The sequence below is a fragment of the Vibrio sp. 1CM2L genome (genome assembly GCF_023161695.1).
Lineage (GTDB): Bacteria > Pseudomonadota > Gammaproteobacteria > Enterobacterales > Vibrionaceae > Vibrio > Vibrio coralliirubri.
Genome location: NZ_JALNTT010000001.1, coordinates 483735 through 497997, shown reverse-complemented (window position 1 = coordinate 497997; position 14263 = coordinate 483735). Strand labels below are relative to the sequence as shown.

Genomic DNA, 14263 nt, shown 5'->3' with positions numbered 1-14263 from the left:
AAATCTTAAACCCTATACCTTAAAGTAGTCCAACTGCTGCTTTTGCTGCTCGGCTAAGTTAGATAGCTCATGGCTTGCTGCAGCGGCTTGGGTAATGCCGGTTACGTTTTGGCTTACTAGGCTGTATATGTTGGAGATATTGCGGTTGATGTCTGCAGTCACTTGGCTTTGTTCTTCTGCGGCAGAGGCGACTTGAGTATTGATTTCTGTCATGTCGGTTACTGAATTAGCAATACCAGAAAGGGCTGCGCTGACCTCTCCCGAGAGCGTTTGGTTGTGCTCTAACATAGACAGTGAACTGCTCATACTTTCATTGGCGTTACCCGATTGAACCTGCAAACCTTCGATAATTGCTTGGATCTCTTTGGTTGAATCTTGGGTACGTGCCGCCAGCATTCGAACTTCATCGGCAACAACTGCGAAACCACGGCCACTTTCCCCAGCTCGTGCGGCTTCGATTGCTGCATTAAGTGCAAGAAGGTTAGTTTGTTCAGAGATGCTTTGAATTACTTCAATTACCTTACCAATCTGCTCGGAGTGCTCTTTTAACGTGCCTACAACGTTTGCCGCTTCGCTCAGCTGAATCGCCATTTGCTCATTAGCTTGGTTGCTCTCGTTAAACAAGCTCATGCTGTGTGTTGCCATTTCGTCGGCTTGCTTGGAAGCTGAGTCGGCTTGTACTGCATTCTCGTTGACGTGTGATGCTGTGCTTTCTAATTGGTTTACAGCAGAAGCAACTTGTTCTACTTCTTGCTTCTCTTGGTCTGAATTAACGCTCGATTGTGTCATTACTGCTGCTAACTCTGTCGACGCAGAAGCCACTTCGATACTGATTCGAGACAGCGAGCTTACCGTGTCACGCAATTGTTCAACAGACTGGTTTACGTCTTGCGCTAGGCGTGAGATTTCGTTGTCGCCATACTCTTCTGCTTTAACTAACAAGTTACCTTTTGCCACTTCGCGCATGGTTGCTTGAATATTGCTGATCGGCTTAACAATGATGCCAGCCAGCGTCCAACTGATAATTAGAGCTACAGATAGGATCACTAGAAGCGCAATGGTTGCGGTATCGAGTGTGCTGGTGTGTTGCTGACCATTGATGTCGACTTCTTGAGTCGCAAGCAGATTCAACTTTTTAGAAAGCGTGTTGATCGCTTGCACCATGTCATTACCCGCGTGTCGGTATTGGTCGATTGCGATCTGGTAGCGGTTTTCAAAATCTGAAGAGAGTGATGCATCGCCGTGCTTCGCTCTTAATAAAGGAAGCATTGTTGTACGAGAAAAGTCGACATAGTGATTCATCGCTTTGTTCATCGCTGCTACTTCATCTTGCATGCCTGGAACTGTGTCTAATGAATTCAGTAGGCGAGTATTTTGGTCGCGTTTTTGGTTTAGTGTTTCAACCAGTGTTTTTACGTCATCAGCATTGAATAGACTGTAAATCGCTTTGATGCGCATGCCATAGCTGTTGTCGACGATTTCGCTTAGTTCTTCTTTATGTAAGATTAATTGGTCGGTCGCTACTGATACATCTTTGAATGCACTTTCTAGCTTTTCACCACCGATGATGACACCGGCTAAAAGTAAGACGACGGAAAATAATACGGGTATGAGAATTTGTATTTTGATTGATAAGCCACTGAGAGGTTGGCGCATGTAATGTCCTTCTTTGAATAAATAAATGAGCAGAAGCAATTGTTATTATTGTAATTAGCAGGTGATTCTAACTTCTGAGAATGACAATTCAATCAGTAATGAATTCGATTTTGATATATGAGATAGATATTTGATAAATTTTGAATATTTATTGTACAAACAAGGCTTTAGCCATTTTTAAGGTAGGGTTATTTGGCACAGAACCTTGTGTGGTATTAGGTAATAAAATAAAAGGATGGCGAGATATTGAGCGGTTTAGCTTAAATAGGTTGGAATGAATTTTCGGTGCCTATGAGTGGGGCTAATTTATTACTTTAAGGCTATTTGGTAGGGGAGAAACAAGAAAATAAGTTGTAGTTGTCATATAGGCTTCAATTAAGTGAAACACAACTGTCATATTCAGATTCTAAAGTAGGCCTCGTTCAAGCAAAACACAACATTACGGCAATAACGCCACTAAAGGAAATTTGTGATGAAAAAGACAGTTATCGGTGCAATCGCACTACTAGGCGCTCTAACAGTGAATACAGCTTCAGCTAAAGAAACTATCTCTGTAGTTGGCTCTAACAGTGCTTCTCCACTGGTTGAAGTTTTTGCAGAAACCTACATGAATAAAGGCGAACCAGTGTTCATCGAAATTCAAGCACCAGGTTCTTCTGCAGGCATCAAAGCAGCAAAAAATGGAAGTGCTGACCTTGGTATCTCTTCTCGTGACCTAAAAGAAGAAGAGAAAACAGCTGACCTGAAAGAGCTAGTTATCGCTCGTGACGGTATCGCAGTTGTTGTTAACCCGAACAACGAAGTATCTGCTCTTACTGCTGAGCAAATCACTTCAATCTACAAAGGCGACATCACTAACTGGAAAGATGTTGGCGGTGCTGACAAGCCAATCGTAGCAATCACTCGTGATACTGCATCTGGTACACGTGGTGCATTCGAAGACATCATGAAACTTAAGAAGAAGATTGGCGATAAGAAAGTATCGGCTATCTCTCAACGTGCACAAGTTGCAAACGGTAACGGCGCACTTAAAGTTTCTGTAGCAAGCAACCCATACGCTATCGGCTTTATCTCTCTAGGTACAGTTGACGAATCTGTTCAAGCTCTAACTATCGACGGCGCTGCTGCGACTGTAGACAACGTTAAGAACGGTTCTTACAAAGTTGCTCGTCCTTTCCTAGTTCTTTACAAAGATGGCGCTCCATCAGCTGAAACTCAACAATTCCTAGACTGGATGGTTGCAGACGAAGCTCAAGCTATCTCAGCTAAAAAAGGCTACATCACAGTTAACTAATCTTAACTGACTCAATCTTAATTATTGCTCAGCCTGCTTTAGGCTGAGCCTTTTCTTTCAACTTTGTTTATTTCGAGCTCTTATTGAGCCACAAAGTTTGAGATTTTATATATGACCATCGCAAATAGTGAAAAGCTTATGAATACTGAAGCGACTCAAATCAACAAGCCAAGTCTACGTGCTAAGAAGCGCATCGACTGGAGAGAAAGAATCTTCCACGGCTTGTTCTTATCGAGTGCTGTAATCGGCATCGTATCACTAGCCGTTATCGCTTACTTTATCGTTGCAGAGAGTATCCCTGCATTCCAAGAGGCTGGTGTTTCTGGCATCGTTCTGGGTGTTGACTGGTTACCTCCAGCTCTATTCGGTGTTGCAACCATGATTGTTGCATCGATTGTTTCGACACTTGGAGCTGTAGTTGTTGGTGTGCCAGTTGGTGTATTAACCGCTATTTTTATTGCTGAGATTGCTCCAAAGCGTCTTGCAGATATTATTCGACCAGCAGTTGAGCTTCTAGCGGGTATCCCGTCGGTAGTTTACGGCTTCTTCGGTCTAGTAATTATCGTTCCAATGATTCAGAACGTTTTCCAAGTACCAGCGGGTAATACTATCCTGGCGGGTATCATTGTTCTGGGTATTATGATTCTTCCTACCGTTATCACGGTTTCTGAAACTTCGATTCGTGCTGTACCTCGCACATACAAAGAAGGTTCACTTGCACTGGGTGCTTCGAAAATCTACACGATTTTTAAGCTACTCGTTCCTGCTGCACGTTCAGGCATTATGACTGGTGTGATTTTGGGTATTGGTCGCGCACTTGGCGAAACGATGGCAATCATCATGGTTATGGGTAACGCGCCAGCAATGCCAGAAGGCATTTTGGACTCTGCTCGTACGCTAACAGCAAACATTGCAATTGAAATGTCTTACGCAAGTGGCGTTCACGCTAACGCACTGTACGCAACAGGTGTTGTACTTCTAGTGTTCATCATGATGTTAAATGGTGCTCTACTTTATCTTAACCGTGAAAAAGCGAAGTAGGCGAGGATAAGTAATATGGATCGCGTAAAACTAAAACAAGCACGTCAAACCAAAGATAACATCCTAAAAGGTTTTATCTGGGCAGCTGCAGCTGTAACCGTTGGTTTCTTATTCTGGATTATTTGGTACATCCTATCGAACGGTCTGCAATACGTAGATTGGAACTTCATCACTGATGATTACACTCGTACTGGTGAAGAACGTGGTATTTTCCCAATGATCATTGCCACGATCTACATGGTAATTGCATCGATTGCGGTAGCCGCGCCACTGGGCATCATGACGGCGATATACCTAACTGAATATGCGAAAGTAGGTAGCCGATTGGTGAAAGTGATTCGATTCTGTACTGAGTCGTTAGCTGGTATCCCATCGATCATCTTTGGTCTGTTCGGTATGACCTTCTTTGTTTCGATTCTTGGTCTTGGCTTCTCGATTCTGTCGGGTGCACTAACGCTAAGTATCCTGATTCTTCCTGTAATCATTCGTACTACAGAAGAAGCATTGATGGCAGTACCACAAACTTACCGCGAAGGCTCGTATGGCCTTGGCGCTTCAAAAATCTACACTATCTGGCGTTTGATCTTACCAAGCGCAATGCCAGGTATCTTAACTTCGGTCATTCTTAGTATTGGTCGTGTAATTGGCGAATCAGCACCTGTGTTTTTAACAGCAGGTATGGTGGCACGTGTTCCTGAGTCGGTATTCGATTCTGGCCGTACACTAACGGTTCACCTATATAAGCTGACAACAGAGCTATTTACTATCGATGAGTGGAACCAAGCCTACGGCACGGCGACAGTCCTAATCGTACTGGTTCTCTTGATCAACATGGTTACAAAACTGATTGCGAGACGCTTCAACACGGCAACTTACTAAGCTCATTAGCTGGCTCATCAATAAAGAGAGCCCCCGTGATAAAGAAAGCATCAAGTTAGACACGAATTTAAGAATTTAGAGATTACGAACATGAACAAATTTGATATTGAGAACCTAGATCTGTTTTACGGCGACAACCAAGCGCTTAAATCTATCAACCTGCCAATTCCAACTCGTCAGGTTACGGCACTGATTGGCCCATCAGGTTGTGGTAAGTCAACGCTACTACGTTGCTTGAACCGCATGAATGACCTAATTGAAGGCGTTACTATCAAAGGTAAGCTGGATATGGATGGTACAAACATCTACGGCAATATTGATGTGGCTGACCTGCGTATTCGCGTAGGCATGGTATTCCAAAAGCCAAACCCATTCCCAATGAGCATCTACGAGAACGTAGCTTACGGCTTACGCGCTCAAGGCATCAAAGACAAGAAGCACATTGATGAAGTAGTAGAAAGTTCACTGCGCAGTGCAGCACTTTGGGACGAAGTAAAAGATCGTCTTAAAGCACACGCATTTGGCTTGTCTGGTGGTCAGCAACAACGTCTATGTATCGCTCGTACCATTGCAATGGAACCGGATGTAATCCTGATGGATGAACCTACATCGGCTCTTGACCCAATCGCGACGCACAAGATTGAAGAATTGATGGAAGACCTGAAGAAAGACTTCACTATCGTTATCGTAACGCACTCAATGCAGCAAGCGCGTCGTATTTCAGACCGTACTGCTTTCTTCCTAATGGGAGAGCTTGTAGAGCACAATGAAACGAGTGTTATCTTCAGCGAACCAAAAGATGATCGTACTAAAGGTTACGTAAACGGTGACTTTGGTTAATTGATTATTTAAGTGCTGTGTTTGGCCTATTAGCAAAACCAGCACGCTAACTGATACGCAGGTTAGATAATCGAATAGATCGACAGAATTATCACTATAACTATAAGCGATGGAAGTTTTGCCCCACTTTAGGTGGGGCTTTTTTATGCCTCTAAAAAAGTCCCAATGTCGATGAAATTTTGGGCAGGAAATCCCATTTTTGTAGTCCTTCTCATGCTTGTGATAATGTAAAAAGTGAAATTGCGACCCGCTTAACATCTCATTTTTAGTTACATTGATTGCATATCAAGGCTTCTGTATTTTTGCTGTATTCTCAATAGCCAATGGACGGAAGCTGTGCCTGTAAAAGCCTTTGCAAAACAAATATCTGCTACGCGCGATCACCGTTTATTGGCAGAGTCTCTTTTTGAGTACTTGGCTAAAATGCTTGCTCCAAAAGGGATTGGGATATTTGCTGAGCCGATACCGGAAAGCGATTCGTTGCCGTTGTTTTGTTACGGTGAATTAACCTCACTTGAGAATTACCCCTCAACATTTTGGCCTTGGGTTTCACAGTTCGATACCGCAGACGGTGTTTTACCTATGGCAATCAATACCTGTAACTGGGATCACATAAAAGTGCTCGGTGGGGAGTCATTCATCATGATGCTCGATAATGCGCCTGCCTGCAGAACTTATTTAATTGTTCAAAATTGCGATGCCGAAAAGATCAATCAAACCTTCGACCAAGATCTAGATGTTCTTCAACTTGCCGCCGCTCGCTGGCAGTGTATTCGTGCTGAGAAGAACGCGGCACTTGAGATCAAACACAGAGACACACGTGAAGCTCAATACCTTGATGAGATTAAGCTTCGTGAACTGTTTGTCGAGAACATGAAGCTAGTTCATCAGGTGGCGTTAGAGCTTTCTAATCCCGAAACTTTAGATGCACTCTATAAAGCATCAGTAGAAGCCGTACGCGATCGCCTAGGCTTTGATCGTGCGATCTTCATGTTACTTGATATGAAAAAGCGCTGCTTTAGTGGTACTTACGGCACTGACGAAACGGGTAAAACCAACAGTGAACATCATACTCAATATGATTTACACCAGCTTGAGGCCGAATACATTGAGGCGTTGTCTGACAACCACACCAACTTAGTCATTATTGAACAAGCGCCACTCTACACCGAAGGCAAGGTAGTGGGGCAGGGCTGGAATGGGATGCTTATCTTGCGTGAAGGGGATAAACCGGTCGGCTGGATTGCGATGGATAACTACATCCACCGTTCACCCATTACCAATTATCAAAAGCAGATGCTTGAATCCTTCGGGTCGCTCCTCTCTCAGATATACATTCGTAAACGCCAAGAGCAGAACATACGCATGCTGCACTCGAGCATGGTTGAGTTGTCTCGCTGCGACAGTGTTAGTGAGGTGTGTAAGTCTGCGGTTAGCTTTGCTATTCAACACCTAGGCATCGACCGATTGGCGGTTTTCCTGACGGATAAGAATTGCAGCTACATGCAAGGTACATGGGGCACCGACATAAAGGGTGATATTGTCGACGAGTCCTACTATCGTTCAGAGCTGGTGGAACGCAACATTGTTTCAGCGGCTCGCGCTTGTCCCAATCAAGTCGCATTTGAAGAATCAGTACCTATCTATCATGACTTTAATATTGTTGGGGTAGGTTGGACGGCAATGACCATGCTCACCACCAATACGGGTGAGCCGATTGCATTTATTGCCGCCGATAACTTGTTAACACGCAGCCCTTTAACTTCCCAGCTTCGCGAAGTGATTCGTATCTTTGCCTCTAGCCTTGCTGAGGTGCTGCAAAGAACCATGGCGCAAGAGGAGCTTAAAAAGCTCAATGAAACGCTCGAACAAGAGGTCAGTAAGCGCACTCAAGAGCTTGAAAGAGCCAATGAACAGTTGGACATCATTTCTAAATTAGACCCGCTGACGCGTCTTGGAAATCGTCGTATGTTGTCGCAAGTTTTAGAAGATCTAAATTGTGACGATCAAGGAGCGTTTGCCACACAACATGAGGTCACTTTCGGATTGATCCTTGTCGACCTCGATCACTTTGGTTTGTACAACAGTGTTTATGGTCATACCGAAGGTGACGCTGCTTTACGCTCGATAGGTAAGATACTAAATAACCATGTTTACAATGAGCAAGAGACTTTCTGTCGTATTGGGGGAGAGGAGTTTATGTTGTTAATGATCGGCACCCATCACTCTGAGACCAAGCGGCGTGCAGAGTCGATCAGAAAATGCATTGAAGAGGCGAAGATCCTTCATTGTGAAAGCAGCACCAGTCGGTATTTAACTGCATCTGTCGGCTATGCCTCGATAACCTCAGACCAGCATCAATTCGATTTTGATCTGCTGTATGGCAAGGCCGACAAAGCCTTGTATCAAGCCAAAGACTCAGGGCGAAATCGGATCGTTTCTGCGTTGAAACGTAAAAAGGTCGAAGTTTCAATTTCTTAGTGCGGTATCTGTTTCTTCTTAGCGTAAAACGAATGAAGCCGTGATGATCACAATATGGTCATCACGGCTTCGTTCTTTTTTGTTTACTTAGATTGCTGGTTAACTAAAGCTTTTCCAATGTGCTCTTGCGTGCTTTGCTTGTGACTCGCTTTGGTTTTTTAACTGCTTTGACTGCCTCAGAAGGATCCCATGACTGACTTGGTGAACCAGCTTCACCATAGAGGCTCTGATTGAGCTTCGTTAGCTCAGTTTCAACCACTCCTATTGTCTCATCACTCAGATCTGGGTTTTCAGCTTTCCATTGCTCAAACAAGGTTCTGGTCATCACGCCATCTTTCGTTTTCAGAGCTTCAATAAGCGCTTCTGCTGTATATGATTGACGTTCAACTATGCGTGTTGGTTTTGTCGTTACACCACGTCGTGACCAGAAATAGAAAGCCATCGCTGAGCTGATTAACCATAAAACAGCAAACAGAGCGGTTAGGTAAGGCCATATCCCAGGGCTATCTACAGTTACAACCGTCGGGCTTACTTGTTGGGCGGGCGTAGCCGTAACTGGTGGAGTGCTTGACGCTGCGCGATCACTTGCTTTTACCGCTAACTCTAGCCCCTGCGCTTTACTGGTTTGTTCTGATTGCAAATCGGTGTTAAACCAAGCTTGAGACACATCAGGAAGCGAGATATTTCCAGCCTCTTTCGGAATCAATACTTGCTTGTAAACAACGACAGCATCACCTGACTGAGTTGTGCCAAATTGCGGCTTCTCTTCATAAACACGTACCGAATTAGGGTAGGTGATATTCAGTTTTGGCAGCTGGTGTTGCGTTAAGTTGCTAGCCGTCATGGTGATGGTACGAGTTAACGAATCACCCGCTTCCATTTCAATGGTTGGGTTACCGCCTTCTAAAGCATTACTATTTCCCAGTTGATTGCCTTGGCTATCTGACCATTGTTGAATCAGTTTGAAGTTTGATGTTGGTAACCACTCACCTTGGTAGCCTTTTGGTACGTCCTTCACAGTTACACCTAAGGTTTCAACAGGTGTATCGAGCTGGAACAGACGCGTTGTACTGGAGTTGTTGGTTGAGTAAACAACGGCTCCAGTCAGCTTCGGTCCGTTCAACTTAAACTGTCCGGCCTTTTGTGAGGAGATACGGAAAGACTGTTGAACTACCGTCACCTCTTGTCCATTGAGAACATCTTGAAATTGCTTCGACTCACCAATAGGTTCCACATCTAAACCCGGCGAGCTCGGTGGCGCTATTTTAGGATCTTGCAGCCTTCTTGGGTCAGCTTTGATGATGAGTTTTACATCAAGCTCAGCCACTTCTTGTGGGTACAGCGAGTTCTTGCTGAGATTAAGTTGGAACTCAGCCATGTCATGTTGAGTTGGAGCGGCTTTGTTAATTGCAACATTGATGGTGATAGGCTGAGTTTTTGCCCCTTCAATATCAAAACTCGGGATTTGCAACTTACCCAAACGCAGTGGAGCAAGGGTAATGTTCCATTCACTTGACACCGAACGGTTGCCATTGACGATTCGCATCGATGACCCAAAGTTTGGCGTGCCGACATAGAAATCCTGCTGGAGCGCCGTAAGATCTAACGCGTCAGAAGAGACCTTTTCATCGGTTGCGACTCTAAGAAGAAATACTTCATCTTTGGTGACACTGTTATGTGAAACACTCGCCACGGCGTTTGCAGCCAATGCTGAGAAGGACGAGAAAGCGCCCAACAACAATGTTAGGAGTACGGATAAAAATGGCTTGTTTAGAAATCGCATGGTTACCACTTTTTGTTCTGGTTGTTAGGAGCACTTTTTTGTCGTGCTTGTAAAATCATTTGCGCTTTAAGCAGTTGGCTCGGGTCACGGGCGCTTTCTACTTGCTCAAGTTTTCGCATGTCCGGATCGCTCGACAGAGGTTGATCTGAGGTTTGTGCTACAGCTTGCTGACCACTTTTCTCACCATCTTCTTTTGAAGCTTGTTGTGCGCTAGCACTTTGAGGTGTAGCGCCTTCTTGTTCACTCTGTTTCGGCTGATCACTCTTACTTTGTTGAGCGGCATGCTTGTCGTTTTGTTTAGACTTTTCAGAGTCAGAGTGATTTTCAGGTTGCCCTTGAGCTGCGTTTTGACCTTGGTTGTCACTTTGATCTTGGTTACTGCTTTGATCTTGTGACTTGCCGTTGTCAGCAGAGCTTTGTTGTTGATTCTGAGAGCTTTGCGAAGAATCATTTTGCTGACCTTGCTGACCTTGCTGACCTTGCTGACCTTGGTCTTTCTGGTCTTTGGAGTCAGAATCGCCTTGCTGTTGCTGTTGCTGTTGCTGTTGCTGTTGCTTCTGGGCTTGTTCGACGACCTCTAAGTTCTTCTTCGCATAAGCATGCTCAGGGTTGCTTTCAAGAATACGTTGATACTCTTGTATCGCTTGGTCGTACTTGCCTTGTTGGGCTTGGGCGTTAGCAAGGTTATAGCGAGCATCTTCACCAGAAAGGTCTTGCAGCGTCTGCTCAGCGGCTTCGAAATCGCCGGCTTTGTATTGAGCAATGCCTTTCCATTCTTGCTGGGTGAACTGTTCAGCAGCTTGTTGGAAGTCTTCGTTCTGATACAGCTGATAGCCTACTTGATCATCGGTTTTCCACGGGTTCGCAAACGCAGTATTTGGTTGGCTAAAAGAGATAACTCCAGCTAAGGCACACCAAATAACACCTTTCCTGAATAATCCAAGTGCGGGAAGTAATAGCAAAGGCAGTAACCAGAAACCGTTGTTCACTCTGGTGTTGAGTGAGTTGTTGGTCTTGGTTACTTCTGATGTTGTTGCAACGCGGTCGAGGTAGCTCGCGATGTGTTCAACATCTGAGTTATCAAATTGAACTTCAATGAACGTGCCACCATAGCTGCGTGTAAGCTCGCGCATGTTCTTCAAGTTGGTTCTTGCCACCACGGTTTGTCCTGAGTCGCTTTGCAGCATCGAACCCGTAGGTAACGAGATTGGCGCACCGCTTTCAGTCCCGACGGCTAAAATCGACAATGTCCAATCGTTGTCAGAGAGTAGGGAGTCGATCTGTTTCTTCTCTTGAGCATCAATATCGTCAGCAATCAGAACTAGATCGCCTTGGTAGATATGAGCGCGAGTCATCATATCAATCGCTAGCTTAACGGCTGATGCGGCATCACCGCCTTGATAAGGCATGATATCTGGCGATAGGTTAGGGACTAGGTTCTTGATGGTGTTGATGTCTGACGTTAGCGGGCTAATGGTGTAAGCATCTCCAGCATACGCCACCATGCCTGTTAGCCCCTCCTTCCATAATGAAAGCAGATCCAGAGCCTTGTATCGCGCTTGAGTTAAGCGATTCGGCTTAATGTCGGTGGCATACATAGACATCGACATATCCATGATCACAACTCGTGCCTGCGTTTTTTCAAAGCTTGGCTGTTCGTTTTTCTCGAAGCTTGGCCCGGCTAACGCAATAACGCCGACCAGCCACCAAATACCGAAGTAAGTACTGCGATTTTTCGATGGCTTACTCGATTCAGGAACCAGATAACGGGCGATGTGTGACGCGAGTAATCCCTGTTTGGATTGTGTCTTGCTCAGCCACCAAATAGCGGGCAATGCAGCAAGCGCCAAGAACCAATATGGGTAGATAAAAGTAAAGTTAGACATTGTTTCTCCTAATGGCTAACAGCATAAATGCGAAGAACATTGTCGCCGATAGTGGCCACACAAACCATTCTTGTTGTGGTCGCCAGATCTTAGTAGCGTTCGTCACGGGTTCTAACTGGTTGATGGTGTCGTAAATTGTTGCCAGCTCTTTACTGTCACGCGCACGGAAGTACTGACCGCCGGTGCGTTTGGCAATTTCCATTAGTGTGCGTTCATCCAAGTCTTGAGCAGTATTGATCTTGCGCGTCATGAAGAATTCTTTGACCATCATCTCGCCTGCACCGACACCCACGGTGTAAATCGTCGCATCGTATTTTTTTGCAATATCCGCCGCTTCTAGCGGGTCTAATACCCCGGCGGTATTGCTGCCGTCGCTGAGTAGAATCATTACACGCTGAGGGGCATCGCTATCGACAAAGGTTTTGGTAGCAAGGCCAATACCATCACCAATCGCGGTTTGAGTTCCGATAAGCTTTAACACCGCTTGATTGAGTTGTTGTGAAAGCGTATCTCTATCTAGCGTAAGCGGAGTCTGCAAGTAGGCGTGATCAGCAAATAGTACCAATCCGACTCGGTCACCTTTACGACGCTCAATAAAGTCACTCAATACTCGTTTCACAGCCGACAAGCGGTCGATGTATTCGCCATTGAATTGCATGTCTTCTTGGCTCATCGAGTAGGAGAGGTCGACAACCAACATCAAATCACGATGCTTAGGCTGAAACTCCACCGGTTCGCCATACCATACAGGGCGCGCGCTCGCCGTAACCAGCAGAAGCCAGATAATCACGGACAACGCCTTTGGTAAGCGACTGCTCGGTGTTTTTGTGTTGCTGTCTTCGGGCAGAAATGGAAGCCTTAGGGCATTGCTTGATTCTGACTTTGGTGAGAACAAGTAAACGAGCAACGGCAGTGGCGCGAGGAAGAACATCCACCACCAAACGAACTCGATGTTTAGCAAGTCCCTGCTTAGAAACATAGTGCTTAGAAAATCACTCATAACGACCTCGCTTTGGAGGAAGGGCAGTACGAAGCCACACTTCGCAGTCATTAACCAATTGCTGTTGAGCCTTTTTCTGGTCGTCGTTCATTAGAGCTACATCTTGATAGAGCGCTTGTTGCCACTGGGATTGTTTTGCTACAAATAACGGCTTCGCCAATTGCGCATCTAAGAACTTCAACCAATCATCACCAGACAAACCTGCAATTTTTTCGCGTGGGAAATAGCTCAGTGCAGCCTGACGAACCATGTCTTGCGCTTTGCTCGGAGACAAGCCATCTGGAGACTGACTATTACTAAAGTAAGACAACGCTTCTTGCTTCGCCTGTTGATTGTTTTTTCTACGTTTTAGAATGAAAAACACCAAGGCAATCAGGGAAATGGCCGTGATAATCACGGCCCACCATCCCCACGCCAAAGGCCACCAAGTCGGTGCATCTGGCGCAATAACCGGACTTAAATCTAAGGGCTGCTTCATGACTGCTCTCCTGATATCTGGCTCATGAGTGACTGCGCACTCGACAGCGAGCTATAAGGTATCGCGAGAGACAACCCCATCTGCTGTAGCTGCTGTTTCTTAGCCGAAAAAGCATGGTTAAGCTTTTGCTTTTCTTTATTAGAAGAGAAATTAAACCATTGAGTTTTGCTGCCATCGGTGACCTGCTTAGAACCTTTATAGGCGGTTTCACCTTGCTCTAGCGGGTCGTAGAAATGCACCAGACGTACTCTGTTGTGTCGGCGAATTTGACTGATAAGTGAGTAGTCACTTTCTTGGTAACGCACAAAGTCACTGAGCATAATAATATCGCTTCCTTTAGGGCAAAGCTGGTGCAGAGATTTCAGCCCATGCTCTAAGGTCGTGTCATTATGATTGTCGTGATTAGACAGTGCCAAATTATTGATTTCTATGACTTTTTTCAAAATACGCAGTGGAGCATGGTTGCTTGCACTTGGCTTAATCTCAATGACCTCTTTGCCAGTATCGATCACCGCGCCAATTCGGTCTTTTTGAGCCACAGTAAGCCAGCACAGTTGGCTAGCAAAGTGAGCAAGTTGAACCGATTTCAGCAGCAAGGTTGAGCCAAAAATCATACTGCTTGAAAGATCTAAGAACAGAATGACAGGTTGCTCCCTTTCTTCAGAGAACAATTTGGTATGCGCTTTGCCCGTTCTGGCTGTCACACGCCAATCTATGCTGCGAATGTCATCGCCCGCTTGGTATTGACGAACTTCAGAGAAATTCATCCCACGACCTTTGCGATTGCTCTCGTGTTGACCGTTAAGCTGCGACCAAAGGCTCTTGGCTGGAGGCAACCAGCGAACAGACTGCGCTTTGTATTGCAGCAGCTCATCTAGATTTAACGTGACACCGTCACTATGGTTGGGTAGTTGATTATTCATGC

The 14263-nt window shown here is 45.3% G+C and carries 11 protein-coding genes; 5 read left to right on the top strand and 6 right to left on the bottom strand.

What is annotated here, in order from left to right; genetic code table 11:
* Nucleotides 1–12: 12 nt before the first annotated feature.
* On the bottom strand, nucleotides 13–1656 hold the full coding sequence (locus tag MSG34_RS02085; protein ID WP_248336147.1) for a methyl-accepting chemotaxis protein: 1644 nt from the start codon (nucleotides 1654–1656) through the stop codon (nucleotides 13–15).
* A 472-nt stretch (nucleotides 1657–2128) separates the two neighbouring features.
* Here MSG34_RS02085 and MSG34_RS02080 point away from each other — a divergent pair, with 472 nt between their 5' ends.
* From MSG34_RS02080 to MSG34_RS02060, 5 genes are all read left to right on the top strand, one after another.
* Nucleotides 2129–2950, top strand: a complete 822-nt coding sequence (locus MSG34_RS02080) for a phosphate ABC transporter substrate-binding protein (RefSeq protein WP_048609800.1) — start codon at nucleotides 2129–2131, stop codon at nucleotides 2948–2950.
* 111 nt (nucleotides 2951–3061) lie between these two features.
* On the top strand, nucleotides 3062–3991 hold the full coding sequence (gene pstC / locus MSG34_RS02075; protein ID WP_017064255.1) for a phosphate ABC transporter permease subunit PstC: 930 nt from the start codon (nucleotides 3062–3064) through the stop codon (nucleotides 3989–3991).
* Between the two features lie 15 nt (nucleotides 3992–4006).
* Complete coding sequence (gene pstA, locus MSG34_RS02070; protein WP_017064256.1) at nucleotides 4007–4870, top strand: phosphate ABC transporter permease PstA; 864 nt, start codon at nucleotides 4007–4009, stop codon at nucleotides 4868–4870.
* Nucleotides 4871–4960: 90 nt separating this feature from the next.
* The gene (gene pstB, locus MSG34_RS02065; protein ID WP_004732036.1) at nucleotides 4961–5710 is read left to right on the top strand and encodes a phosphate ABC transporter ATP-binding protein PstB; all 750 of its coding nucleotides are present in this window, start codon (nucleotides 4961–4963) and stop codon (nucleotides 5708–5710) included.
* A 336-nt stretch (nucleotides 5711–6046) separates the two neighbouring features.
* Nucleotides 6047–8191, top strand: a complete 2145-nt coding sequence (locus MSG34_RS02060) for a GGDEF domain-containing protein (RefSeq protein ID WP_248336146.1) — start codon at nucleotides 6047–6049, stop codon at nucleotides 8189–8191.
* Between the two features lie 103 nt (nucleotides 8192–8294).
* Here the strand turns inward: MSG34_RS02060 and MSG34_RS02055 are convergent, their stop codons facing one another.
* Genes MSG34_RS02055 through MSG34_RS02035 form a run of 5 tightly spaced genes read right to left on the bottom strand, consistent with a single transcriptional unit; the run spans nucleotide 8295 to nucleotide 14261 of the window.
* Nucleotides 8295–9974 carry a BatD family protein gene (locus MSG34_RS02055; RefSeq protein ID WP_248336145.1) on the bottom strand — a complete coding sequence of 560 codons (1680 nt, stop codon included), beginning with the start codon at nucleotides 9972–9974 and terminating at the stop codon, nucleotides 8295–8297.
* 2 nt (nucleotides 9975–9976) lie between these two features.
* Complete coding sequence (locus MSG34_RS02050; RefSeq protein ID WP_248336144.1) at nucleotides 9977–11860, bottom strand: VWA domain-containing protein; 1884 nt, start codon at nucleotides 11858–11860, stop codon at nucleotides 9977–9979.
* Nucleotides 11853–12860 carry a VWA domain-containing protein gene (locus MSG34_RS02045; RefSeq protein WP_248336143.1) on the bottom strand — a complete coding sequence of 336 codons (1008 nt, stop codon included), beginning with the start codon at nucleotides 12858–12860 and terminating at the stop codon, nucleotides 11853–11855. The genes MSG34_RS02050 and MSG34_RS02045 overlap by 8 nt, the downstream gene beginning before the upstream one ends.
* Nucleotides 12853–13338 carry a DUF4381 domain-containing protein gene (locus MSG34_RS02040; protein ID WP_248336142.1) on the bottom strand — a complete coding sequence of 162 codons (486 nt, stop codon included), beginning with the start codon at nucleotides 13336–13338 and terminating at the stop codon, nucleotides 12853–12855. Before MSG34_RS02040 ends, MSG34_RS02045 begins: the two co-directional genes overlap by 8 nt.
* Nucleotides 13335–14261, bottom strand: coding sequence for a DUF58 domain-containing protein (locus tag MSG34_RS02035; RefSeq protein WP_248336141.1), 927 nt, complete (start codon nucleotides 14259–14261; stop codon nucleotides 13335–13337). Before MSG34_RS02035 ends, MSG34_RS02040 begins: the two co-directional genes overlap by 4 nt.
* Nucleotides 14262–14263: the final 2 nt, after the last annotated feature.